The 22,838-nt window shown below is 45.5% G+C and carries 24 protein-coding genes, 1 tRNA gene and 2 rRNA genes; 13 read left to right on the top strand and 14 right to left on the bottom strand.

Annotated elements, in window-relative coordinates; genetic code table 11:
* Window positions 1-21: 21 nt before the first annotated feature.
* The 4 genes from BQ5375_RS00280 to BQ5375_RS00265 all read right to left on the bottom strand — a co-directional run bounded on the left by BQ5375_RS00280 (window position 22) and on the right by BQ5375_RS00265 (window position 4,547).
* Window positions 22-546, bottom strand: coding sequence for a flavodoxin domain-containing protein (locus BQ5375_RS00280; protein ID WP_022131601.1), 525 nt, complete (start codon window positions 544-546; stop codon window positions 22-24).
* Window positions 547-568: 22 nt separating this feature from the next.
* Window positions 569-1,384, bottom strand: coding sequence for an ATP-dependent sacrificial sulfur transferase LarE (gene larE / locus BQ5375_RS00275; protein ID WP_022131600.1), 816 nt, complete (start codon window positions 1,382-1,384; stop codon window positions 569-571).
* Window positions 1,385-1,407: 23 nt separating this feature from the next.
* Window positions 1,408-3,222 carry a gluzincin family metallopeptidase gene (locus BQ5375_RS00270; RefSeq protein WP_022131599.1) on the bottom strand — a complete coding sequence of 605 codons (1,815 nt, stop codon included), beginning with the start codon at window positions 3,220-3,222 and terminating at the stop codon, window positions 1,408-1,410.
* Window positions 3,223-3,383: 161 nt separating this feature from the next.
* The gene (locus tag BQ5375_RS00265; RefSeq protein WP_022131598.1) at window positions 3,384-4,547 is read right to left on the bottom strand and encodes a DUF819 family protein; all 1,164 of its coding nucleotides are present in this window, start codon (window positions 4,545-4,547) and stop codon (window positions 3,384-3,386) included.
* Window positions 4,548-4,931: 384 nt separating this feature from the next.
* On the opposite strand from BQ5375_RS00265, the gene BQ5375_RS00260 reads away from it, so the two are divergent.
* On the top strand, window positions 4,932-5,111 hold the full coding sequence (locus BQ5375_RS00260) for a hypothetical protein (RefSeq protein ID WP_022131597.1): 180 nt from the start codon (window positions 4,932-4,934) through the stop codon (window positions 5,109-5,111).
* A 48-nt stretch (window positions 5,112-5,159) separates the two neighbouring features.
* Here the strand turns inward: BQ5375_RS00260 and BQ5375_RS00255 are convergent, their stop codons facing one another.
* Window positions 5,160-5,828 carry a M48 family metallopeptidase gene (locus BQ5375_RS00255; protein ID WP_076917216.1) on the bottom strand — a complete coding sequence of 223 codons (669 nt, stop codon included), beginning with the start codon at window positions 5,826-5,828 and terminating at the stop codon, window positions 5,160-5,162.
* Between the two features lie 209 nt (window positions 5,829-6,037).
* On the opposite strand from BQ5375_RS00255, the gene BQ5375_RS00250 reads away from it, so the two are divergent.
* Window positions 6,038-7,213, top strand: a complete 1,176-nt coding sequence (locus tag BQ5375_RS00250) for an iron-containing alcohol dehydrogenase (protein WP_022131685.1) — start codon at window positions 6,038-6,040, stop codon at window positions 7,211-7,213.
* Between the two features lie 69 nt (window positions 7,214-7,282).
* On the opposite strand, the gene BQ5375_RS00245 is transcribed toward BQ5375_RS00250, so the two are convergent.
* Together BQ5375_RS00245 and alr are read right to left on the bottom strand one after the other, a co-directional pair.
* Window positions 7,283-7,948, bottom strand: a complete 666-nt coding sequence (locus BQ5375_RS00245; protein ID WP_022131549.1) for a DUF2726 domain-containing protein — start codon at window positions 7,946-7,948, stop codon at window positions 7,283-7,285.
* A 101-nt stretch (window positions 7,949-8,049) separates the two neighbouring features.
* Window positions 8,050-9,243, bottom strand: coding sequence for an alanine racemase (gene alr, locus BQ5375_RS00240; RefSeq protein ID WP_022131550.1), 1,194 nt, complete (start codon window positions 9,241-9,243; stop codon window positions 8,050-8,052).
* A 170-nt stretch (window positions 9,244-9,413) separates the two neighbouring features.
* Here alr and BQ5375_RS00235 point away from each other — a divergent pair, with 170 nt between their 5' ends.
* From BQ5375_RS00235 to spoVAE, 3 genes are read left to right on the top strand one after another with little or no spacing between them, the layout of a single operon-like run.
* Window positions 9,414-9,842, top strand: a complete 429-nt coding sequence (locus BQ5375_RS00235) for a SpoVA/SpoVAEb family sporulation membrane protein (RefSeq protein WP_022131551.1) — start codon at window positions 9,414-9,416, stop codon at window positions 9,840-9,842.
* A 17-nt stretch (window positions 9,843-9,859) separates the two neighbouring features.
* Window positions 9,860-10,894, top strand: a complete 1,035-nt coding sequence (gene spoVAD, locus BQ5375_RS00230; RefSeq protein WP_022131552.1) for a stage V sporulation protein AD — start codon at window positions 9,860-9,862, stop codon at window positions 10,892-10,894.
* Window positions 10,894-11,259, top strand: a complete 366-nt coding sequence (gene spoVAE / locus BQ5375_RS00225; protein ID WP_022131553.1) for a stage V sporulation protein AE — start codon at window positions 10,894-10,896, stop codon at window positions 11,257-11,259. Before spoVAD ends, spoVAE begins: the two co-directional genes overlap by 1 nt.
* Before the next feature lie 47 nt (window positions 11,260-11,306).
* On the opposite strand, the gene BQ5375_RS00220 is transcribed toward spoVAE, so the two are convergent.
* The 3 genes from BQ5375_RS00220 to rpsT all read right to left on the bottom strand — a co-directional run bounded on the left by BQ5375_RS00220 (window position 11,307) and on the right by rpsT (window position 13,739).
* Window positions 11,307-12,683 carry an MATE family efflux transporter gene (locus BQ5375_RS00220; protein ID WP_022131554.1) on the bottom strand — a complete coding sequence of 459 codons (1,377 nt, stop codon included), beginning with the start codon at window positions 12,681-12,683 and terminating at the stop codon, window positions 11,307-11,309.
* Window positions 12,684-12,806: 123 nt separating this feature from the next.
* Window positions 12,807-13,358 carry an NUDIX domain-containing protein gene (locus BQ5375_RS00215; protein ID WP_022131555.1) on the bottom strand — a complete coding sequence of 184 codons (552 nt, stop codon included), beginning with the start codon at window positions 13,356-13,358 and terminating at the stop codon, window positions 12,807-12,809.
* Window positions 13,359-13,487: 129 nt separating this feature from the next.
* Window positions 13,488-13,739 (bottom strand): 30S ribosomal protein S20, encoded by a 252-nt coding sequence (gene rpsT, locus BQ5375_RS00210; protein ID WP_022131556.1) that lies wholly within the window; start codon window positions 13,737-13,739, stop codon window positions 13,488-13,490.
* A gap of 230 nt (window positions 13,740-13,969) precedes the next feature.
* Here rpsT and gpr point away from each other — a divergent pair, with 230 nt between their 5' ends.
* Together gpr and spoIIP are read left to right on the top strand one after the other, a co-directional pair.
* Window positions 13,970-14,884 carry a GPR endopeptidase gene (gene gpr, locus BQ5375_RS00205; protein ID WP_022131557.1) on the top strand — a complete coding sequence of 305 codons (915 nt, stop codon included), beginning with the start codon at window positions 13,970-13,972 and terminating at the stop codon, window positions 14,882-14,884.
* A gap of 83 nt (window positions 14,885-14,967) precedes the next feature.
* Window positions 14,968-16,179 (top strand): stage II sporulation protein P, encoded by a 1,212-nt coding sequence (gene spoIIP, locus BQ5375_RS00200; RefSeq protein WP_022131558.1) that lies wholly within the window; start codon window positions 14,968-14,970, stop codon window positions 16,177-16,179.
* Between the two features lie 259 nt (window positions 16,180-16,438).
* On the opposite strand, the gene BQ5375_RS00195 is transcribed toward spoIIP, so the two are convergent.
* The gene (locus tag BQ5375_RS00195; RefSeq protein ID WP_022131559.1) at window positions 16,439-17,128 is read right to left on the bottom strand and encodes a TVP38/TMEM64 family protein; all 690 of its coding nucleotides are present in this window, start codon (window positions 17,126-17,128) and stop codon (window positions 16,439-16,441) included.
* 231 nt (window positions 17,129-17,359) lie between these two features.
* Here BQ5375_RS00195 and BQ5375_RS00190 point away from each other — a divergent pair, with 231 nt between their 5' ends.
* The 6 genes from BQ5375_RS00190 (at window position 17,360) to BQ5375_RS00165 (ending at window position 22,381) form a co-directional block, all read left to right on the top strand.
* Window positions 17,360-18,238, top strand: coding sequence for a transglutaminase-like domain-containing protein (locus BQ5375_RS00190; protein ID WP_022131560.1), 879 nt, complete (start codon window positions 17,360-17,362; stop codon window positions 18,236-18,238).
* Window positions 18,235-19,593: an MATE family efflux transporter gene (locus BQ5375_RS00185; RefSeq protein WP_022131561.1), complete on the top strand. Its 1,359-nt coding sequence runs from the start codon at window positions 18,235-18,237 to the stop codon at window positions 19,591-19,593. Before BQ5375_RS00190 ends, BQ5375_RS00185 begins: the two co-directional genes overlap by 4 nt.
* Window positions 19,594-19,661: 68 nt before the next feature.
* A complete protein-coding gene (locus tag BQ5375_RS00180; protein WP_022131562.1) occupies window positions 19,662-20,417 on the top strand; it encodes an exodeoxyribonuclease III in 756 nt (251 codons plus the stop codon).
* A 118-nt stretch (window positions 20,418-20,535) separates the two neighbouring features.
* Complete coding sequence (locus BQ5375_RS00175; RefSeq protein ID WP_022131563.1) at window positions 20,536-21,240, top strand: class I SAM-dependent methyltransferase; 705 nt, start codon at window positions 20,536-20,538, stop codon at window positions 21,238-21,240.
* 31 nt (window positions 21,241-21,271) lie between these two features.
* A complete protein-coding gene (locus BQ5375_RS00170) occupies window positions 21,272-22,039 on the top strand; it encodes a Nif3-like dinuclear metal center hexameric protein (protein WP_022131564.1) in 768 nt (255 codons plus the stop codon).
* A 24-nt stretch (window positions 22,040-22,063) separates the two neighbouring features.
* Window positions 22,064-22,381: a DUF1904 family protein gene (locus BQ5375_RS00165; protein WP_022131565.1), complete on the top strand. Its 318-nt coding sequence runs from the start codon at window positions 22,064-22,066 to the stop codon at window positions 22,379-22,381.
* 97 nt (window positions 22,382-22,478) lie between these two features.
* On the opposite strand, the gene BQ5375_RS00160 is transcribed toward BQ5375_RS00165, so the two are convergent.
* The 3 genes from BQ5375_RS00160 to rrf (BQ5375_RS00150) form a co-directional block, all read right to left on the bottom strand.
* A tRNA-Asn gene (locus BQ5375_RS00160) sits at window positions 22,479-22,554 on the bottom strand.
* A gap of 1 nt (window position 22,555) precedes the next feature.
* Window positions 22,556-22,672, bottom strand: a 5S ribosomal RNA gene (rrf, locus tag BQ5375_RS00155).
* A 41-nt stretch (window positions 22,673-22,713) separates the two neighbouring features.
* A 5S ribosomal RNA gene (rrf, locus tag BQ5375_RS00150) occupies window positions 22,714-22,830 on the bottom strand.
* Window positions 22,831-22,838 lie beyond the last annotated feature (8 nt).

The following is a 22,838-nucleotide window of genomic DNA, read 5'->3' as shown; positions in this document are numbered from 1 at the left end:
TAAAACACTTCCTCTGTCTTTTTATTTTAACAGTGCTTGGATCTTCTCCACACTGCTTAAATCGGTAAAATCAACCTTTTTTCCATAGGTGGCAATCAGCTCCTGATCTTCCTCACTTAGCTGATCGACCGGCTTTTTCTTAATCTGGCTGTACAGCATCCTCATCATGGTGCGGTGGAGCATATTCAGTTTTCCATAATCTATTCCGCCCCGCAGATGGATAAAGGTCGTCTTTGCCGTTAACTCTTCCCCAAGCTGCTTTGTAACCGATGCTCTGATATGCTGTACATTTTCCTCTTCTTCCGGGTCAGCAAGTCCCACCGTCACAACAATCAGATTTGCTGCTGTCTTTAACTTTGGCAGGCTTTTCTTTAAACCGACCAGACCACCTGCATACAATCCGCCCAGATAAATAACCGTATCCTGTGAGGAAATTTCACCCATCTTACGGTAATCTACTGCCGATATCCCAACTCTGCGGGAAAGCTCCTGCGCATAACGCTCAGTCGTGCCGTAATGGCTCCCATAAACAATTTTAACACCCATGACTTTCTCCCTTTTTGCTGTCTTAGATTAGTTTTTCTACCTGATCATAGCATCCGCTGCGCAGTCCCTGCAAATCGAGAGTGACAAACGAAAATCCAAGTGCCAGAATTTCCCGGGAAATGATTTCCCGTTGCTCAATCAATTGTTCCAGCTTTTCTGGTTCCACCTCGATGCGAGCAAGATCCCCATGGACACGCAGACGGCAGCTTGCAAACCCTGCCCGATGCAGGATTTCTTCCCCTTCTTCAATCTTCTGCAAAGTTTGGGGCCCCAGCGGTGTATCATAAGGGATTCTGGTCGCAAGACAGGGTGTTGCCGGCTTTGTAGCACAGGAAAGCCCCATTTGAGCGGCAAGAGCACGAATCTCTTGCTTGGTCAGTCCCTGATCGGAGAGCGGACTGATCACACCCAATTCCCGGATTGCCCGGATCCCAGGGCGGTAACTTTTGTGATCGTCGGCATTGGTTCCATCCAAAACCGCAGCATATCCGTTTTGCTTTGCAAACTCAAGTGCTTTGGAAAAGAGTTCTTTCTTGCAGTGGTAGCAACGGTCAATTCCATTTGCAATCACTTTCGGGTTTTTCAGTTCATCGACCACCAGCACCTCATGACGGATATGCAGTTGTTTTGTGATTTCCTTGGCTTCCTGCAGGTCTGCCTGCGGGTGCAGCACCGTCGAGAAGGTAACCGCTGCAATATGATCGAGCGGGATTCCCTCTTTTTTTGCTGCTTCACAGCAGGCATACAACAAAACCGTGCTGTCCACCCCTGCCGAAAATGCGATACAAACTTTATTTTTGATTAACGCAGCCAGCTGCTCTTCCAGTTTTTCTTTCATGCTCTTTCCCTCTTCCCTTTTATTTAAGCCGCATCCTGTAAAGATTCCTGTTCGGTATTGTCCGCGGAAAAACTTCCGTCCCCCTGTAAAAAGTCTTCCATCGTCTGTGCCAGGGCTTCCATCTGCTCCGTTTCAAATGGAGAGGACAATCCGGTTTCCTCCAGAACGGTCATAAAGTCATAATCCGAATTTTGCTGTACCAGACTGAGATAGGTTTCCAGCGCTTTGGTGTAATCCTCCAACCCCATTTGCAAAAATTCCATTGCAACACAGCCGGAGAGAGCGTAGTCGATCGCATAAAACGGTGTATCAAAATATTGATTGGTAGTAAACCATCCCATCGAAAAACTTTCCATATCAAAGTAAGGGGATTCCACCACCAGACCGTATTCCATTGCAAGTTCCTTATAAAGCTCGTTGAGCTCCTGCACGGTCATCTGCGGGTTCTCATAGATCTTTTCCTGAAACTCATCGTTCATCGCTGCGGTAAGAATTCCTGCCACCATGGTATAAACATCATATTTGCGGGCTGTACCGGCATCTTCCCCATAAAAGATTTCATAATAAGGCAAGGTCAGCATCTGCATTGCCTGTGAATGGATCTCACTGACATCCATGCTGCGGCCTTCCTGCTGGGAACCCAGTTTCAGCTGCTGCCACATAGCAAAGCAATGTCCAAACTCATGGGAGATACTGAACACATCCTCTGCACTGCCGTTCATATTGGCAAATAAAAATGGAGTGTTGAGCGAATAAATCAGGGTGCTGAAGGTAACGTTTGCCTTGGTCTGGGAAGGTTCGGCATCAATAAACTCATGGGAGAGCAGATAGGAATAACACTCCCCTGTCTGCTCGGACATCTGCTGGTACAACTGCTCAAACTGGTCCAGTGTTTCCTGCCAGCTTCCCTGCGGAACGGGAGACTGCTCTCCCAGCAGATACACATATCCCGGTTGATCCCGGTTTTCTGCACGCCGGTAAAAGTCTTCCAGATAGCTGCGGTAAACCGGCGCAATGGTCTGCTTGATATCTTCCCGGAAGGTTTTGATATCCTCACGGGTGTAGCTGTTTCGAAGCATATCCAGATCTGCCACCTGCGTGTAGCTGTCATATCCCAGTGCCTGTGCCATCTGTTCCCGCAAGGAAACCAGCTCCAGATAAAGTTCTCCAAACTGTTGATTGTATTTTTGGATAAACTGATTGTAATAAGCCGACTGTCCCTCCGAATCAAGGGATGAGAACAACACCTCTCCCTCCGGCGTGCTGACTGTTGCCTGCGCATATTCGTAGTAGTATTCTGCTACCAGCTTTTTTTCCTGTTCCTGCAGGGAAAGGATCTCCTCCGAGCTTGCCTGTGAGGACATCTGAAGATCTTCTGCTCCGCTTTCGCCAAAGATCATATTCTGTATCGATGAAAAGCGGGAATTTTCAATGGAAGAAAACATCTGATTATAGCTGTTCTGAATTCGGGCATCAAAGGTGTCCAGATATTCCATTTCCTCACTGTAAAAGGTATCATTGACATCCAGATAATTTCGAATCTGTGCAATGGTCATCATGCTGTAAAATTCCTGGGTTGCGTCCCCGATTTTACGCAGAGTCCAGATCATTCCAAACGGAAGGATATCGTTTTCTGCCTGTTCTTTTGCCTTATCAATCAAATCCAGAACGCCCTGTCCGTCCGGACGCTCATATTCCACCTGTGAAAACGAAAGTTCGGTTGGCACAAGTTTTTCTCCCATACATCCGCTCAGGGAGGTCATCAGGATTGCTCCGGTCAGGATCATCGCCCAAAACCGCAGAACATTTTTGTGTGGTCTTTTGCTGAACAAATTCAATCGGCTCACTCCTTTTTCTGTTTTTTAGTATATCACAACTGCCCCTAGGAAAATGCGAACTTTTCGAAAATAAAAAAGAATCTGTCCAAAGGACAGATTCTTTTTTATTACAATATTTTCCGGTACAATACCGGCGGGGGGCAAAATAAATTCACAATAACTTACAGACCGCAGATTGTGCGGACAGTATAGGCAACAAAAATGCCGACATAGTTTCCGGCAGCGCCTGCCAGAACACCCATAATCAGACCAACGTTAATCAGAGATTTCCAGTTTGCACCAGCAGCGGTCAGAGAAGAGGTTGGACCATCAACAATACATCCTACCATGGAAAGAACAACATACTCATATTTGATCTTGAGCAGTCTGCAGATAACCAGGTGCAGCAGGATACAACCTACCAGCATGCACAGGACGTACATGGTCATCATGAATGCAGAACCGATGAACTGCTGTAAATCAACTGCAAAGCCGATGGTGGACAGGAAGGTCAGAGAGATGAACAGACCCAGGTCCAGGTTGCCGCGCAGTTTCTGTACTGGTTTGAGCTGTGCTACACAGATCGAAACAGTTGTCAGAAGCAGCAGTCTTCCAGCTTTCCAGAAGCTTTCTGGGAATACTGCCTGAGAAAAAGCAGTAGTAACGAATGTAATACCAAAACCGATGGTCAGCAGCCATGCAATATCACGGATAGACCATTTTTTATCGGACATCAGCGGCTCTTTATCGCCTTCCTCCAGCTCGTCTTTGCTGAACTGGTAAGGCCAGAACTTGTTCCATTTTTTGGATGCCTTCATCAGCATTGGAGCTGCAAACAGGAATACCATCAATGGGGTGGAAACAACATAGTCTGCTGCATTTGCAGCTGCCAGTGTTTCTCTCGAACAATCCAGACCGGTTGCAATAGCAGTCAGGTTTGGAGTACCGCCAGTGTAGGTTCCTACGAACATTCCGGCACATTTCCAGCCCTCTACAATTCTTGGAGCAAAGAAAATACCCAGAACAATTGCGACCAGACAAACAGAGCTGATTGCAGAAATCAGTGCCAAAACAGGCTCTTTTGTCAGTTTTTTCAATTCGGTAAGGTTCATACTCAGCATACAGATCGAAATCGACAGCGGTACGCAGTAGGTCGACAACATGCTGTATACATCGTGCGAAATTGGAACGATATGTGTATTGGAAAGAATAATACCAAATACAACAACCGTTAAAACAGGTCCCAGCGATTTAAATACCTTGTAACGCTGGAGCCAAAGAGAAAATGCCACCATTAACAAAATGACGAACATCAATCCGTCAGTACGTGTAATCAGTGCTTCCATAATTCCTCCGCCTTTATCTTAGTCTATCTTCTTCATGCGTTTTTCAAACGTTTAAAAATACTCCCCTAAATGAATCATTGTGCCCCCTCATTGATATTCCCTAATAACGTCTGAAAACAGCGCACAGTTTTATATTATACCATATTTAAAGATTGTTTACAATGTACAATTTTTCTTGAAATTCTGTAACTTAATGCCACTTATCCTGCTAAAATAACAATTAATTCAAAATTACTGGAAAATCATTTTAACCTTTCCTAACTTTAAAAACAAATGTTTAAAATCCAGAATCTTCATTGTTTATCCTGGTTTGTCAGCGACATAATAAAAATGATGCTTCACTCAAATATCAGTGAAGCCAAATTTCAAACAGGAGTGAGATTTATGCCAATGAACCTTCCAACTATTCTCACCGGTGCAGCTGTTACCGCTGCAGTCGGTACCGCTGCTTATATGATGACCGGTAAAAAGAAAAATACCGCAAAACAGATGAAGAAAAAAGCCGGCAAGGCTGTTCAGGCTGTGGGCGATATTGTTGAAAGCATTTCCAGCATGATGGGTTAATCAAAATATCAGGGGGAAGAACAGATAAGAGTTCTTCCCCCTGATTGTTTATTCCTGTATCATAAAATAAGGCTTTTGTGATGTTTGTGCTAAAATGTTCCGGCACTCTTTCCAGTCAGGAAAAAAGCGCTCAACTTCCTGCCAGAATTCTCTGCTATGGTCATGATGCAGGATGTGGCACAGTTCATGTACCACAACATAATTGACTGCGTGCTCCGGCGCCATCATCAGCCGCCAGCTGAAATTCAGGCTGTTCTTTCCGGAGCAGGAACCCCATCTTTCCTTTGCTCCATTGATTCGAATCGCTGTTGGGGATACTCCCATTTTCTGCGCATAAAAATCTACCCTGTGACTAAGCTCTTCCCGTGCAATCTTTCGGTAAAGCTGCTGTGCCTGTGCGCAAAGTTCCTCTTCGTTTCCTTTGCACAGAAAAAATGTCCCCTCATGATAAAATGGCTTTCCTTCATCCAGATATTCCACCGGAAACATCGCCCCCAACAAAGGAAATCTGCCATCTAAAAAGGAAAAGGTACCCAGCCTCTCCCGTTCTCTTTTGATCTTATCCTGATGAAAAGAAATCCACTCCGATTTTTGCTGCACAAACCGGTCAATTTCTTTTTTTGCAAGGCGCTGCGGTGCCCTGACGACAATGCTTCCATCCTTTTGAATCTGTATCACCGCTGTCTTTCTTTTGCTGCGGATCAGCGTATATTCCATCGTTTGTCTCCATTTCTTTCGGTCAAAAAGTTCAAGTTTTTGGGCTTATAATAAGCTATTTGCCGATTTTTTCAAAACTCTCAAAATATGATTGTTAAACTATTGACAAATTAAAAAAGGCGTATATAATGGGGCTTAGAAGGTTAATAAAAATTTAACCAACTTATTATAACACACCATCAGTCAAATGATATCAGGGGGCATTTATCATGGCTAGATTTACATTACCAAGAGATCTTTATCACGGCGAAAACGCACTGGAAGCACTGAAAACCTTAGAGGGAAAACGTGCCATTGTTGTTGTCGGCGGCGGCAGCATGAAACGTTTTGGCTTCCTGGACAAAGTATGTGATTATCTGAAAGAAGCAGGCATGGAAGTTGCTCTGTTTGAAGGCGTTGAACCAGACCCATCTGTTGACACCGTTATGAAAGGTGCTGCAATGATGCGTGAATTCGAGCCTGACTGGATCGTATCCATCGGCGGCGGTTCTCCAATCGATGCTGCAAAAGCAATGTGGGCATTCTATGAATATCCAGACACCACCTTTGAACAGCTCTGCATCCCATTCAACTTCCCAAAACTTCGCAAAAAAGCTAGATTCTGCGCCATCCCATCTACTTCCGGTACCGCTACCGAAGTAACCGCTTTCTCGGTTATCACCGACTACAAGAAAGGCGTTAAATATCCTCTGGCTGACTTCAATATCACTCCAGACGTTGCAATCGTTGACCCTGCTCTGGCTGAAACCATGCCAAAGAAACTGACCGCTCACACCGGTATGGACGCTATGACCCATGCAATCGAAGCTTATGTTTCTACTCTGCACTGCGATTACACCGATCCTCTTGCTCTGCACGCAATCAAGATGATCAGCCGCGATCTGGTAGCAAGCTATAATGGCGACATGAAAGCTCGTGCAAGCATGCACAACGCACAGTGCCTGGCTGGTATGGCATTCTCCAATGCTCTGCTGGGTATCGTTCATTCCATGGCACACAAAACCGGTGCTGCATACAGCGGCGGTCACATTGTTCACGGCTGCGCAAACGCAATGTATCTGCCAAAAGTTATCAAATACAACAGCAAGAATCCAGAAGCTGACAAACGCTATGCGGAAATTGCTGCTTTCCTGGGACTTGAGCCAACCACAGATGCTCTGATCGCTCATATCAAAAACATGAACAAACAGCTTGATATTCCAACCTGCATCCGTGATTACGAAGGCGGCATCATCGATGAAAAAGAATTCCTCGAAAAACTGCCACAGGTTGCTGAACTGGCTGTTGGCGATGCTTGCACCGGCTCCAACCCACGTGAAATCACTCCTGCTCAGATGGAAAAACTGCTTAAATGCTGCTTCTACGATGAAGAAGTTGATTTCTAATTCTTTTCTGATAACACCATTTTCTTCTTCAATGCGGACTGCCCGAACGGGCAGTCCGCGCTTTTGTTTTTATCCCCGATAAGGTCTTGTCTGTCTGCATTCCGGGAAATTGGGGCATCCATAAAACTGTTGTCCCTTGTGTTCCCCGCGGGAAGCTGTCCTTAACACCATCGGGACCCCGCAGTCAGGACAGATGGGAATTTCCTCAACCTCCTCTTCGTCGCTTAGTTCCAGCATATCACTGCACAGGAATCGACAAAGTTCATTTAACTCTTTTGCGCCATAGTTCTTTTTGCAGGGAATATGAAACAGAGGGAGTTTTGCTTTTTTAAACGCCTTGTCCAGAAATGCATCCCGCTGCTGACGGTCTGAGCGCTCATGGGAACGGTCATCCAGCTCGACTGCACAGAGAATCTGCATGGTATCCTTATCACACAGCACAAAGTCAATATGCTTCTGAGAAATCCAATTAAAATATTTGAGCCTGTCCCTTCTGACATCTGCTCTTACCTGCAAAACTTCCCTGACGGAAGGTTTCGGACAGATGGTGATGTCCTCGCCAACCAGTTCATCAAGAATATCATAAAAAGCTTTTTCTGCCGGACTCAAAAAATATTGTCTGCGCTCATAGGGTGCACGGCTCCAGGGATTGGCGCAGCGAAATTTTCGATACAGTGTATAAACTAAGATGATTATGAGCAGAATAATAACTGCCGCCATCCAATACGTTTTCATTTTCTCCCCTCCTTCTTCACTTTATCTTTCCCCCTAGTGGGAACAGAGCATCCCTTCCGTTTGGAAGGGATGCTCTGTTTTTTTATAAGTTTAGTTTCCTTTTATTCTACCATATGGCGGACATAGTCAACTACGCCGATATCTTTTCCACCTCTGCGGTAAACTCTCGGCACACGTTTTCCGATAACGCACATGATTTCATAGTGAACGGTATCGGTCATGGCAGCAATCTCCTCCATGGTAATGCGCTTGCCGTCCTCTTCTCCGACAATGGTGATCTGCATTCCATCGCTCAGCTCCGGAATTCCGGTCACATCTAAAAGCAGCTGGTCCATACAGATTCTGCCAACGATGTTAGCAAAATGGCCATTTACCAGCATCCTGCCACGATTAGAAAGGCTGCGGTGATAACCGTCTGCATATCCGATTGGAACAGTTGCGATGCGCATATCATGGTCTGCGGTAAAGGTTCTGCCGTAGCTGAGTTTTGCCCCCGCTTTGACCTCCTTGATCATCGAGATGACCGAGTGAAGCTGCATTGCAGGTTTTAGGTCAATCTTTCCTTCACATGCCTTATCCGGTACCAAACCATAAATCAGTACACCGGCACGAACCATATCCAGATGGAACTCCGGATAATTGACAATACCGCCGCTGTTGCAGCAATGCCGAATCATAAAATGGATGCCGCGTTTTTGCAGCTCATCACAGGTTTTCATGAAACACTCATACTGCTGACGGGTATAGTCAATCGAATCATCGTTATATTCATCCGAACTGGAAAAGTGGGTAAAAATACCGTCACAGCGCAGATTGGAATACTGGCAGACCTGTGCGATTTCTTCCACCGCGGTATCCATGTCCTGATCCGCTTCAAATCCGATTCTTCCCATTCCGGTATCTACCTTAATGTGGCAGGCGACCGTCACACCCGCGCGCTGCGCCTGCTGCTGGAGTTTTTTCGCATACTCCAGCGAAAATACTGCCTGTGTAATATTGTATTCGCAAAGCTGTTTTGCTTTGTTTGGTGGGGTTGTTCCCAAAATCAGGATAGGGTGATAGATTCCCTGATTGCGCAGGGACATCGCCTCGGTAAGGTTGGATACCGCAAACCAGTTCACTCCCAGACGAACCAGCTCATCCGCAATATACTTATCCCCATGTCCATAGGCATCCGCCTTGACAACACCCATAATCATGCAGCCCGGCTTCAGCTTCTGTTTGATGGAACGGATATTATAATCAATGCAATCCAAATCCACTACTGCCCAGCTGCGACGAAGAAAGTCAACCATCGATATCTCCCCCTTTTTTATTATAGAAAATCACAAGATAATCTTCCAATAACTTCCAGAAATGAAACGATTCTCCCTGGCACATACTATAACTATACACGAATCAGGCAAAAGATACAATAAAAATTTCTTTAACATGTAAGATTTGCCTTTGAAAGGAGAACCCATCCATGACAAAACAGGAATACGCACAATGGACACAGGAAGAAAGCCCGAAATCCAAAGGGCCTATGAATATTTTGAAAGCCTTCGTTTTTGGCGGTGGTATTTGTGCCATCGGTCAGCTGCTGGTCTTTTTCTACCAAAGCCGAGGGGCTGGGGAACTTGGTTTTGTGTTTGCCTCGCTTTCCTTGGTTGTTCTTTCCGCTGTATTGACCGGGCTTAATGTTTATGACAATATTGCAAAGCATGCGGGCGCCGGAACCCTTGTCCCCATCACCGGATTTGCAAACTCGATGGTAAGTGCTGCGATGGAGTTTAAAACAGAAGGCTACATTCTGGGACTTGGGGCCAAGATGTTTTCCATCGCCGGTCCTGTCATCGTTTATGGCGTGAGTGCCTCGGTCATTTATGGAATCATTCTGGTTCTGTTTGGATAAAAGGGAGATGATTTGATATGGCAAAACGAATAGGAAACAAAACACTGATCCTTTCTTCCTCCCCCTCCATTATCGGTTATGCTGCTGTCGGTGCAAAAAAAGAAAAGCAGGGACCTCTGTCTGGATATTTTGACCTGTTGTCAGATGATTCTTCCTTTGGACAGAAAACCTGGGAAAAGGCAGAAACACACATGCAGAAAACAGCAATCGAATTGGCGCTGCAAAAGTGCAATACCCAAAAAGATCAGATCGACTTTCTGTTTGCAGGGGATCTTCTCAACCAGTGCATCAGTTCTGCCTACGCTTCCCGCGATATGCTGATCCCATTCTTCGGTCTGTACGGTGCCTGTTCGACTATGTCCGAGAGCTTATGTCTTGCCAGCATGTTTGTCGACACCGGACTGGGGCAGCGATGCCTTGCCGCTACCTCCTCTCATTTCTGCTCCGCAGAGCGTCAGTTCCGGTTTCCGCTGGAATATGGTGGTCAGCGCACCCCCACTGCACAATGGACGGTAACCGGTTCCGGTGCTTGTGTAGTTGCTCCAAGCGTACAGGCTCCTTTTATACGCGCTGTCACAGTCGGCACTGTGCAGGATCTCGGAATTACCGATATTAACAATATGGGCGCCGCCATGGCACCTGCAGCTGCCAAAACTCTGTGTCAGTTCTTTTCTGACACCAGAACCAGACCGGAAGATTATGACATGATTTTAACCGGTGACCTCGGTTTTGTGGGAAGCCGTCTGCTCGAACGCCTGATGCAGGCAGAAGGTTACCCCATGGCAAAGCTCCACAATGACTGTGGGCTTATGATCTATGACCGCAAAAAACAGGATGTCCATGCTGGCGGCTCCGGCTGCGGATGTGCAGCATCGGTGCTGTGTTCTTTTATTCTCCCTCAGATTGCCTGCCAGAGGTTAAAAAATGTGCTCTTTCTTGCAACCGGTGCGCTGATGAGCCCCACCAGTACACAGCAGGGAGAGAGTATTCCGGGTATTGCTCACCTTGTCTATCTTTCGTCCACCCCAAACCCAAAGGAGGTCATTTGCTGATGGATTTGTTCCTTTTACTCAAAGCCTTTCTGGTGGGAGGAATCATCTGTGCCATCGGTCAGGTGCTCATCGACTATACCAAACTTACTCCCGCCCGAATTCTGGTTTCCTATGTTGTTCTCGGGGTCATTTTAGGCGGAATCGGACTGTATCAGCCGCTGATCGATTTTGCCGGTGCGGGTGCTACAATACCCTTGACCGGATTTGGTGCAACTCTTGCAAAAGGTGTCCGGGAAGCGGTCAGCAGCGATGGGCTGTTTGGTGCCTTTACCGGAGGACTGACTGCCAGTGCCGGAGGTATTACAGTAGCAATTATCGCTGCTTTGCTTGCCGGACTTCTCTGCAAATCCTCCGAAAAAAGCTAAAGAAAAAATCCTATCTGAGTGCAAAGCACTCAGATAGGATTTTTTTATTAATCATTAAGCGATGTCTTCTCGCCGGAAAAAAGTTTTCTGGTCATCAGGAAAAATACTGTCGAGGTACTCAACGATGCCAAGACATCCGCCGCAGGCTCTGCAATAAAAATACCATTAAAGCCCATAACCAACGGCAGGATCAGTGCCAGAGGAATCAGAAGGATAATCTTTCTGAGCAGTGCCAGGAACATGGATACCTTTGCCTGGCCCAGCGCAACAAAGGTCTGCTGACAGCTAAACTGTGCACCCAGCAACAGCATACCGGACATAAATACTCTCAAATATCCTGGAGCAATCGCGAGCAGCTGCGGATCGGAGGAAAACAGGCGGATAAACACAGTTGGGAACAGAAGAACCAGCGCCCAAACAGTTGTGGTATAGATCAAAGCCGATTTTACCAGCAGTCCGAAAGTCTTTTTAACTCGGTCAATCTTCTTCGCACCGTAATTATAGCTGACAATCGGCTGTGCACCCTGAGTCAGTCCTGTTACTGGCAGTACGAAAAACTGCATACAGGAAAGCAGAATGCTCATAGCGCTGATCAGAATATCGACCTGATCTCCACCATAGTGTTTGATCTGCGCGTTGAAGGTCAGCTGTACTAAGCTTTCGGTCGACTGCATGATAAATGGGGAAACACCCAGCGCAATTGCTGGAAGCAGAATTTCCTTCTGGATCTTCAAGTTTGCCATCTTGATTTTCAGGATGGTTTTCTTGCCGGTAAGGAACAAAATGACCCAAACTGCCGAAATGGTCTGGGAAAAAACAGTCGCAATCGCAGCTCCCCTTACCCCCATATCAAACCCATAAATTAAAATCGGGTCGAGAATGATGTTGCTGATTGCACCGATCAGTACCGTCATCATGCTCATGGTGGAAAAACCCTGTGCACTGATAAAGGAATTAAGTCCCAGCGCCATCTGCACCGAAATCGTTCCTAAAACATAGATGGTAAAATAAGATTTTGCCATCGGCAGGGATTTTTCGGTTGCACCAAACCAGGTAAGCAATGTATCGCTGGTCAGCAAGAACAAAACGGTCAGCACAATTGACATCAAAAAGAGTGCAGAAAAAGAATTTCCCAAAATTTTCTCTGCCTCATCCTTTTTTCCAGCACCCATTGCGATTGCGGCTCTTGGTGCGCCGCCCATACCAATCAGTGCTGCAAATGCAGAGATAATCATAATCAGTGGAAACGCTACACCCAGTGATGCCAGCGCAAGTGAACCCACTTCTGGGAGATGACCGATATAAATTCGGTCTACAATGTTATACAACGCATTAATAACCTGTGCAGTGATTGCCGGCAGCGACATCTGCACCAACAACTTTCCAATCGGTGCTGTCCCCAGCTTATTTTCCTGTTCTTCCATGGCTTGATCCCTTCCTTTTTTCAAATTCTCATCCATAAAAAACTGCCTTTCGATAACGAAAGGCAGTCTGTGTTTTTTATTATAGCACAAACTTTCCTACTTGTGCGAAAGTTCATACTTTATTTACATGGTTGTTGTCTTCTGGTTTCTTCTTGCCAGAAGATTGAGAATTCCAATCTGTGTTTTGGCGTCTTTGATCTCACCGGAAAGCACCATCTGCACCGCCTGAGAAAACGGCACGCGCATTACAGTCAAAAATTCCCCTTCATCCAGATGCTGCTTGGTTTCATGCAAGCCCTGTGCGTAATAGATATGGATAATTTCGGTGCAGTAAGCAGGGGTTGGATACAGTTCGGTCAGCTTTTCAAAGTGATCTGCTGTGCAGCCGCATTCTTCTTCCAGTTCACGGATGCCACAGGTTTTAGGGTCTTCTCCCAGCTCGATCTTGCCTGCTGGCAACTCGATCAGTTCCTGCCCATAAGGATAGCGGAACTGTTTGACCAGAAGGATATTGTCCTGTTCATCAATTGCCGCAATACAAACACCACCATGATGTACGACCACTTCTCTGGTGGTTTCTTTCCCGTTTTCCAAAAGGACCTTGTCCTTTTTCACCTCAATGATTCTTCCTTTAAAAAGAGATTGGGTCTGAGTCATTTTCTCGCTATGTGCCATTTGCAAGCTCACTCCTTGTATAAAAACAAAATCCACAGACCTGACGGCCTGTGGATCTTCCAATAAAATTATCCGGATAATTTTATTTTTGCTTCAAATTGAATCCTGCTTTACAGCCCGGTGCAAAAACTATTTTGCCAGAGCAGCGAGAGTGGATTTCTTTCTAGCAGCGCAGTTCTTGTGGATGATACCTTTTGCACAAGCCTGGTCAATTGTTTTAACAGCTGCTTTAACCAAAGCATCTTTGTTCTCTGCGTTTTCTGCGATAGCTGCATTAGCTTTTTTCAGAACAGTTTTGAGGTTGGTTCTGTATGCTTTGTTGCGAGCTTCACGTTTTGCCTGAACCAGGATTCTCTTCTTAGCAGATTTGATGTTTGCCATTCTAAACACCTCCTATTCCATCTTGACAGTACACTCAATTTTACCATCCTTTTACCTAAAAATCAACTCTTTTCTTAATTATTTGTATACTGTTCCAATTTACCATCCTTTTAAACAGCTTTATTCGGTCACTCTCCCAGCATTTTTTTCATTTTCTCACCTGTTTTGAATACTTTTGCGTATCAAACCAAAGCTCTGATTGTAAAATTCTTCCCCGAAAGGAGCTTGTTATGAACATAAAACCTCTCTCTGTTCCCCGCTCTGATCTTGCAATCGAGCTTGCTCAAAGTCTTCTCAAGCAGGAAAACACTTGTGAAAAATCTTCAAAATCTCTACCGGAAGGTCTCTCAGTACACACCAAAAAACACGGCTCAGTTGAGATTACCTGTGTTAGAATCACCACCCCTGCAGTTGCACAAAAGCTGCAAAAACCGCGCGGCAGATATATCACCATCCAGACTCCTCCGCTCTGGAACAGTCTCTTGGACCCCCAGGACGAAATTAACGCGGCAGCCGACTGTATTCGGGAGCTGCTGCCCTCCCATGGAAGTGTACTGGTCGCCGGACTTGGCAACAATCAAATCACTCCAGATGCGCTGGGACCTGCGGTCATAAACCGGATTCTCGCTACCCGCCATCTTAAAGGAGAACTTGCAAAGCAGACTGGTCTTGATACTCTTCGAAAAACTTCCGCTATTGCGCCGGGAGTTATGGGACAAACCGGAATTGAAACCGGGGAAATTCTGTCCGCTCTGGTCAATTTTATCCGTCCCGACGCTGTCATTGCAGTGGATGCTCTGGCTGCACAGGATTATTCCCACCTTGGAAAAACCATCCAGATTTCAGACAGCGGTATCTCTCCCGGCTCAGGCGTCCAGAACAGCCGGAAGGAAATCAGCGAAAAAACGATGGGAATTCCTGTCATCTCTATCGGAGTCCCCACTGTCATTGACGGGGCTACTTTGACCGCTGAATTCTCCCAGAAACCTAAAGAAGAAATTGACCCTTCCGCCCGCTGTGCGATGGTCACCCCAAGGGAGGTTGACCGGATGATCGGCCACTCGGCAAAATTTATCTCCCTTGCCATCAACAAAGCTCTCTATCCTGAGCTGAGTCTGGAGGAAATTTCCTTCCTATGCGCATAAAATTTTTCTCTTCTATTTATCGTCCTTTCTGCATATCTATCAAAACAGGAAAATAAACGGGTTTCGTTTTGGAGGTTAAAAGAATGGGACGAAAACGAAAAAAACAGATTCTGAAAAAAGGAATGCTCTGGGGACTGGTCGCTGTGGCGACAGTCCCCGGGATTCTTTCCACTGCTGTTTTGGTGGAACAGATTAAGCCGCAAATACAAAATCTTCGGGAAGATGCTGCGGTTTTTTCTGCGCTCTCCACCGTTCCCGACCGCGCTATCGATCATCTGGAACAGCGTTTTGCCGGTGATATCAGCGACCCAAATCAGGAGGAGCTGCCTTTTTCTTCTCAAAACTCTTCCGAAAATCCTCCTAAACCTTCCTCTGATTCCAAAACAGATTCCGATTCTTTAAAATCTCAAGATACACAGGACAATTCAGCTTCCGATCTTCCTGAACTTTCTTCCTCACAGGAGATGCCTGAGGATTATTCTATCCCCGAAGAGTATCAGGGGGAGATTGTGGAGGAGGACTTCTCCATACAGGACAAAACCGGTCAGCTTACCTTTGGTGCCGGCGTTATTAAAAATACAACCTCCGTTTCTGATGAAGAAGCGCAAACCTATCTACAGCAGGAAAATCCGGTCCAAATCGACTCTGAAGGCCCCCAGGTGCTCATTATGCACACCCATGCAACCGAAAGCTTTGAACCGTATGATACTGATACATACGATACCCGACACACCTGGCGAACCACCGACAACACACAAAATATTGTCGCTGCCGGAGAGGTGATGGCTCAGGCGATTCGATCCCACGGAATTGAAGTGCTGCATGACGAAACACAACACGACTATCCTTCCTATAACGGTTCCTACGAGCGCAGTGCTGTCACCGTACAAGATTATCTGGATAAATATCCCAGCATCAAGGTGGTGCTGGATGTTCACCGTGACGCCGTTCAGCGGGACACCACACTGGTAAAACCCATCACCGAAATCAACGGTAAAAAGGCTGCACAGATGATGATTATCGCCGGATGTGATGACGGCACAATGGATATGCCAAACTGGAGCAAAAACTTCCGATTTGCTGCCGGGATGCAGGACGCCATTGAAAGCCGTTACCCAACGCTGACCCGACCTGTCTTTTTCTGTTACCGAAAATATAATCAGGATCTCACTACCGGTTCACTGCTGCTGGAGCTTGGTTCCCATGGAAATACTCTGGAAGAAGTTTTATATACCGCACAGCTTGCCGGTGATGCCATTGGCTCTTATCTGGATTCCCTCAAAATCGATGAATAGGAAAAATCAATACTTTTTTGGAAAATGATACAAAAGTACAATTGGACTTTTTTGCATTCTTATACTATAATCAGAATCAAGATAACTTGTGACTTATGGTCGTCAGAAAAACCTCCTTTTTTCTACAACCAAAAGCATTTTTCATCGGCGTCCGGACAACGTGCGATGATTAAGAAAAGCCATCTTCAAACTCTCATACAAACCTTAACTTTAGAAAAAAGCCTGTTTTTAAAAAAACAGGCTTTTTTCTATTTCTTCTTTATTTTTTCTGACTGATTTTTTTGTGCAGATAAATTCCAATGATACTGATACAGCCGGTTATCCCAAAAATCAGCACCATAGTAACAAAATCTCCGGTAATCAGGGAAGCCCCTGCAAGGGTAGATGTCAAAATGGATGGCAGTCGGGCGATGGTGGAAAAGAGAAAGAATCGCAACGGATTAATTTTAAGCAAACCTGCTGCCCAGGTCAAAAGATCTTTTGGGGTTCCGGGAATAAAAAAGAGCAAAAAAGCAATTTTTTCAAAACGGCTTTCATCCCGCACAAACCACAAGTTTTGCAGCCTATCCGGATCAATAAAAATAGATACAATCGGCATACCCAGTTTTTTTACCAGAGCATAAACGATCAGCGAACCGATCAAAATACCCAGCATACAGCTGAGCGTTCCCCATACCGGCCCATACAATAACCCTGCACAGATTTCGATGGGCTCTCCCGGTATCATGGCAACTACGACCTGCAAAATCTGAACTACCAGAAAAATAAGCCATCCGCCGATTCCTTTAGATGCAAAATACTGCTGAAGATTTTCTCTGGCAACCGGATCACGGAGCGCCATTACCTTTGGAATTCCCCAGATGGTCAGCGGTACAAATGCCAGAAAGACCAGAACAGACAGTATAAATCTGATTTTTTCCGACGTCTTGGTCGGCAATTTTTCTTTCACGTTGTTTTCCTCCCGTATCCTTTTGGATCTCCACAAATTTATCATACCCGATCCTATCAGAAAGTCAATCATTCTTTTGCGTGATGCAGGATTTTCCTTTTCAAAGTTATCCCTTTGTAGTATAATTTTTATATCATGCACAGAAAGCGCACATATATTTGTATGCAATATATGTTGTAATAAAGAATAATAAGTGTTATGATATTACCAAATAAGAAAGGAGATTTCATCATGGATTGCAGTATTTTTGATCGTGTTTATGCCGGTATGTTAAAATCAGCGTCTGAATTTCAAACTGGAAATCAGGACGAAACAATACAATATCATTTTGATCCACAGCTTGAGAAGGTGGTTTCGAAATATCATTTAACAGATGTTGCTGGCCAGGGTCCCGACTCGCAAAAAATTATCCGCATGGTAGAGTGGATGACACAGCACTGCTTCCACAACGGGGAGTTTGACAATCACATCGAACCCTGTGCAGAAAAGCTGCTCGAATTTTCCTTTGACCAGGGAAAAGAAAACGGCATCAACTGCCTGTCTTTGTCCATTGCCCTGACAGAATGCTTCCTGGGACTGGGAATCTGCGCAAGAGCCATGTCCATCATGCCGATGTCCCCTTATGATCGGGACAACCACGTTGTCTGTGAAGCATACGCTCGGGATCTTGGTAAATGGATTATGGTTGACCCAACCTATGGCGGATATATCACCGATGAACAGGGAAACATCTTAAACCTGATGGAAATGCGCGAATGCCTCAGTAACCGTCAGACGTTATGTTACAGCAAAAATTATAACTATAACGGAGATAAAGTTGACCCAGAATGGCTGAACATCTATTATGCGAAGGATCTGTTCTACCTTCAGTGCGACAAAATTCAGGGATACCACCCCAGCAAGATGGAAAATAATCCAAGATTGACCTTTGCTCCCATTGGATTTGACGCAAAGGAACACATGAAAAATCATCTGGATTTTGTGATGGATGAGCACAAAGATGACAAAAGCTGGGATGAATCTTTCCGCCAGCGAATTTTCCAGCGTCTGGATGCTGTCTCTTTGTGTTACCAGCATCCAAAAATTCTGTATCAGGAGCCAAAATCATGAGTGAAACCAATCAACCTTCTTCCGAAACACTGCTGACACAGCCGGTCTCCAGATTATTTTTTCAATATTTTCGAAGCAATCTGGTTTCCTCGCTGATGCTGGCAGTGTATGTCTTGTTTGATACGATCTTTATCGGTTGGGGTGTCGGCAGCCAAGGACTTGCTGCGCTCAATATCACCCTCCCCTGTTACTCCTTAGAGATCGGATTTGCCCAGATGATGGGCATGGGCGGAGCAACCGCCCTTTCTATCTGCCGCGGACAGGGAAAGGAAGAGGAAGCAAACAGCTATTTTACGGCAGCTGTGCTGTTTACCTGTATCTTTTCTCTGATTATCGGTATTTTGGGCGCTGTTTTCTGGCGTCCTATCGCCTATCTTGGCGGAGCAGATGATTCCATCATCGAGCTGGTCGGCCAATATCTGCGCATCTTAAACGGCGGAGCTATTCTGTTTGTGGTCAACAATTTTCTGGGTGTATTTATCCGCAACGACCACGACCCACAGCGGGTTATGGCAGCGGGTATTGTGAGCTGTCTTCTCAACATCGTGCTGGACTATGTCTGCATCTTCCTGTTTGACTGGGGAATGGCCGGAGCAGCCGGAGCAACCGCTTTTTCTGGATTTATCAGCATTCTGATTATGCTCACCCATTTTTTAAAACCAGATTGCAGTCTGAAATTCCGTTTTTCCGATCTGCAGCTCTTCTCCCGTCTCAAGCGAATTTGGCAGAATGGTCTTCCAAGCTTGATTGCGGAATGTTCTTCGGGACTCATCATCCTTTTGTTTAACATCCAATTGATGAGCAAGGGCGGTGTTGCTGCCGTCACCTGTTACAGCATTATTTCCAACGTTGCTTACCTGTTCCTGGCCGTTTATACTGGCACCAGCTCCACCTTACAGCCACTGTGCAGCATCAATGCCGGTGCTGGAAATATTCATCGTGTCAAACAGTTTTTCCGTCTAGGAGTCATTACTGTGCTGTGCGCTTCGCTGTGCTTTGTGTTAATCGGGGAATTTTTCCCGATTGCCGTAGTCAGCATCTTTACCGAACCAACACCCGATCTGGTTGAGGTTGCCGTTTATGCAATCCGAATCTACTTTATCGCTTACCTGCCGATGGGGCTCAATATCATCAGTGCAACCTTCCATCAATCATTGGAGGCTTCCCGCGAAGCAACACTCATTTCCCTTGGCAGAGGATTGTTTTTCCTGGTTCCGGTTTTGTTCCTGCTCAGCTTCCTCTTTGGTGTAGGCGGTATCTGGGCAACCGTTCCGGTTTCAGAATTTTTGACCTTACTGCTCAGTGCACTGCTTCTGAAACGTCTGTTTGCCTCACGGCTTTCTGACAATGATTGATTCTCTGATAAAACGATATTTTCTTCTCTTATCCCTCAATATCCCATTTCATTTTAAGGAGGACTTTTATGAAACTGATTTCCTGGAATGTCAACGGTCTGCGTGCCTGTGCTGGAAAAGGATTTTTTGACTTCTTTGCATCCGAAAATGCCGATTTTTTCTGCCTTGGAGAAACCAAAATGCAACCGGATCAGGCATCCTTTGAAACACCGGGCTATCTTCAGTACTGGAACAGTGCCGAGAAAAAAGGATATTCCGGCGTTGCCATCTTTGCAAAACGGGAACCTTTGTCGGTATCCTATGGTCTTGGCATCGATGAGCACGACCATGAAGGCCGTGTAATCACACTGGAATATGAGAACTTCTATCTGGTTACCGTTTATACTCCAAATTCTCAGAATGAATTGGTACGCCTTGATTACCGTATGCAGTGGGAAGACGACTTCCGAGCATACGTCTGCAATCTGGACAAAAAGAAACCGGTCATCATCTGTGGAGACATGAACGTCGCTCATCAGGAAATTGACCTGAAAAACCCAAAAACCAACCGCAAAAATGCAGGGTTTACCGATGAAGAACGTCAGAAGATGACCGAGCTGCTTGCAAGTGGCTTCACCGATACCTTCCGCGCAAAAAATCCGGATGCAACCGGTATCTATTCGTGGTGGAGCTATCGCTTTAAAGCCCGTGAGAAGAACGCAGGGTGGCGCATTGATTATTTCCTAGTATCCAACCGTCTGATGGACAAAGTAAGTGATACCAGAATCTATACTGACATTATGGGAAGCGACCATTGCCCGGTAGGACTTACCATTGATCTGTAATATTAAAAAGGGATACAGGATGCAAATGCATCCTGTATCCCTTTTTTCTTGCTGCGTTTTTTATCCTGTGATATACTTAAATTTATAAAACCATTCTGTGTAAAAGGAGGGCATCAATTTGGCACAAAAACGGTCTGCCAAACTGGACCCACGATTAGCTGCCACAGCCGCTCTGGTACGTCCTGACGCTATTTTTGCCGATATTGGCTGTGATCATGGTTACCTTGCCATTGAACTCATGCGGCGTGGTGCAGTTCGCGGATATGCCTGCGATATCAACCCCGGTCCTCTGGCTTCTGCCCAAAAAAACATCGAGCAGGCAGGATTTTCCGCTCAGATTCAAACTGTTTTAACCGATGGCCTGCAGGGACTGGAACAATACCCCATCACTGATGTTACCATTGCTGGCATTGGCGGCGAGGTAATCACCGACATTCTGAAACAGGCTGCTTTTTTAAAGAAACCTGGTATTCGTTTAATCCTTCAGCCGCAGTCACGGGAACATATTCTCCGCTCTTTTTTATTCGAAAATGGCTTTCCTATCTTTCATGAACAGGCTCTTCGTTCTGGACGATACACCTATGTTGTTTTTGCTGCAGAATATACTGGAGAATGCCGAAAGCTCTCCTTGCTGGAAAGCTATTGCGGCATGCTGCCGGAACAACGCACCGCTGAATCAAAAGAAAAATTGCTGCGTACCGCCGGATTTATAAAGGACATTGCAGAAGGTCTCTCTCATCGCGGAAATGCTGAAGAAGCTGCAAAACTTTTGACCGTCTATCAACAAATTTTAACTATCACCGACAATTTACTCAACAACTAACTCGATTTTACCTTTTGAATGGAGGAATATTATGTCTACCGTTTTTGATCTTTATTCTGCCATTGATCAGTTTGCCCCGTTTTCCCTCAGCATGGACTTTGATAATACTGGCATTCTGGTCGGTGATCGCCACCAACCGGTATCCAAAGTACTGCTTGCCCTTGACTGCACCATGGATGTAGTGAATTACGCAAAAGAAATCGGTGCTCAACTGATTATCACCCATCATCCGGTTATTTTTCATCCAATCAAACGTGTCAATGAGGACAGCGTTGTTTATCATCTGATTCGCAGCCAAATCGCTGTCATCAGTGCACACACCAACTTGGATATTGCAGAGGGCGGAGTCAACGATGTTCTAGCACAGGCAGTTGGACTGCAAAATATTTCCGGACTAGAATTACTGGACCCTGCTGCACAAAGTTATCTGGGCCGTATCGGAACTCTTTCAAATTCTATCTCAGCATCTGAATTCGCTGCTCTGGTCAAAGAGTCGCTCCATGCCCGCAGCGTAAAATTTGCTGATGCAGGTAACAAAATTCAAAAAGTTGCTCTTTGCTCTGGTTCCGGCGCAGATTGTCTGGAAAGTGCCCTTGCTGTCGGCGCAGATGCGTTGCTCACCTCGGAAGTAAAACAACACGAATATTTAAATGCTGCCGCTGCCGGTATCAGCATCTTTGATGCAGGACATTTTGACACGGAAGACATTGTGATCGAAACGCTGAAAGAAAAGCTTGCAGGAATTTTTCCTGACATTACATTTTGCACCACACACACCTGTCCAATTTATGCTATCTAATATAAAACAGAAAGGAATCTGATTATGCCACAGATTATTGTAAAAGGTGTTTCTGCCTCCCGCATGGAAAAACTCGCTTCCCCGATGATTGAAACCGTTTCCTGTTTGGTGGAATGTCCAGAAGATTGGGTTACTGTAGAACTTTGCGAATCCAAATTCTTTACCAAAGAGGGCTTAACTGAACCATATCCTATCATCCAAATTTGGTGGTATGAACGTCCGCAAGCTGTTCAGGATCGGGTTGCTAAAGAACTTTCCGAGCTCTTCTTAAAAGAAGGTTTTTCTTTGATACAAATTTCCTTCCACTTATTTGATAAAAAAGACTATTACGAATTTGAATAAAGAAAAAGCAGGAAGGCTATTCCTAAAAAAAGGAAGGCTTCCTGCTTTTAACTTTTTATCAACAAAAAAGACATCCACACAATCGTATGGATGTCTTTGGCTCCCCCTGTCTGGCTCGAACAGACGACCCTGCGGTTAACAGCCGCATGCTCTACCGACTGAGCTAAGGAGGAATGTCAGCACCGCTCTATTTTCCCGGGCAGTCACCCGCCAAGTATTTTCGACACTGATGAGCTTAACTTCTGTGTTCGGAATGGGAACAGGTGGATCCTCATCGCCATTAGCACTGACTATATGAAGAAAAACCACTCTTTTGAGTGATTTTTCTTTTGTGTTGGCACCGCTCTATTTTCCCAGGCAGTCACCCGCCAAGTATTTTCGACACTGGTGAGCTTAACTTCTGTGTTCGGAATGGGAACAGGTGGATCCTCACCGCCATTAGCACCAACTATTTAAT

Source organism: Negativibacillus massiliensis (assembly GCF_900148495.1).
Taxonomy (GTDB): Bacteria; Bacillota; Clostridia; order Oscillospirales; family Ruminococcaceae; genus Negativibacillus; species Negativibacillus massiliensis.
This window is presented reverse-complemented; position numbering and strand designations above follow the sequence as displayed.

Excerpts from the sequence above, each read along its gene's own strand:
- BQ5375_RS00260 (WP_022131597.1), top strand. The coding sequence starts at position 4,932 with ATGCCAATGAACCTTCCAACTATTCTCACCGGTGCAGCTGTTACCGCT.
- spoVAE (WP_022131553.1), top strand. The coding sequence starts at position 10,894 with ATGGATTTGTTCCTTTTACTCAAAGCCTTTCTGGTGGGAGGAATCATC.
- BQ5375_RS00255 (WP_076917216.1), bottom strand. The coding sequence starts at position 5,828 with ATGGAATATACGCTGATCCGCAGCAAAAGAAAGACAGCGGTGATACAG.
- spoVAD (WP_022131552.1), top strand. The coding sequence starts at position 9,860 with ATGGCAAAACGAATAGGAAACAAAACACTGATCCTTTCTTCCTCCCCC.
- BQ5375_RS00215 (WP_022131555.1), bottom strand. The coding sequence starts at position 13,358 with ATGGCACATAGCGAGAAAATGACTCAGACCCAATCTCTTTTTAAAGGA.
- rpsT (WP_022131556.1), bottom strand. The coding sequence starts at position 13,739 with ATGGCAAACATCAAATCTGCTAAGAAGAGAATCCTGGTTCAGGCAAAA.
- alr (WP_022131550.1), bottom strand. The coding sequence starts at position 9,243 with ATGGTTGACTTTCTTCGTCGCAGCTGGGCAGTAGTGGATTTGGATTGC.
- BQ5375_RS00250 (WP_022131685.1), top strand. The coding sequence starts at position 6,038 with ATGGCTAGATTTACATTACCAAGAGATCTTTATCACGGCGAAAACGCA.
- larE (WP_022131600.1), bottom strand. The coding sequence starts at position 1,384 with ATGAAAGAAAAACTGGAAGAGCAGCTGGCTGCGTTAATCAAAAATAAA.
- spoIIP (WP_022131558.1), top strand. The coding sequence starts at position 14,968 with ATGGGACGAAAACGAAAAAAACAGATTCTGAAAAAAGGAATGCTCTGG.
- BQ5375_RS00265 (WP_022131598.1), bottom strand. The coding sequence starts at position 4,547 with ATGGAAGCACTGATTACACGTACTGACGGATTGATGTTCGTCATTTTG.
- BQ5375_RS00165 (WP_022131565.1), top strand. The coding sequence starts at position 22,064 with ATGCCACAGATTATTGTAAAAGGTGTTTCTGCCTCCCGCATGGAAAAA.
- BQ5375_RS00235 (WP_022131551.1), top strand. The coding sequence starts at position 9,414 with ATGACAAAACAGGAATACGCACAATGGACACAGGAAGAAAGCCCGAAA.
- BQ5375_RS00170 (WP_022131564.1), top strand. The coding sequence starts at position 21,272 with ATGTCTACCGTTTTTGATCTTTATTCTGCCATTGATCAGTTTGCCCCG.
- BQ5375_RS00245 (WP_022131549.1), bottom strand. The coding sequence starts at position 7,948 with ATGAAAACGTATTGGATGGCGGCAGTTATTATTCTGCTCATAATCATC.
- BQ5375_RS00220 (WP_022131554.1), bottom strand. The coding sequence starts at position 12,683 with ATGGAAGAACAGGAAAATAAGCTGGGGACAGCACCGATTGGAAAGTTG.
- BQ5375_RS00185 (WP_022131561.1), top strand. The coding sequence starts at position 18,235 with ATGAGTGAAACCAATCAACCTTCTTCCGAAACACTGCTGACACAGCCG.
- BQ5375_RS00180 (WP_022131562.1), top strand. The coding sequence starts at position 19,662 with ATGAAACTGATTTCCTGGAATGTCAACGGTCTGCGTGCCTGTGCTGGA.
- gpr (WP_022131557.1), top strand. The coding sequence starts at position 13,970 with ATGAACATAAAACCTCTCTCTGTTCCCCGCTCTGATCTTGCAATCGAG.
- BQ5375_RS00280 (WP_022131601.1), bottom strand. The coding sequence starts at position 546 with ATGGGTGTTAAAATTGTTTATGGGAGCCATTACGGCACGACTGAGCGT.
- BQ5375_RS00190 (WP_022131560.1), top strand. The coding sequence starts at position 17,360 with ATGGATTGCAGTATTTTTGATCGTGTTTATGCCGGTATGTTAAAATCA.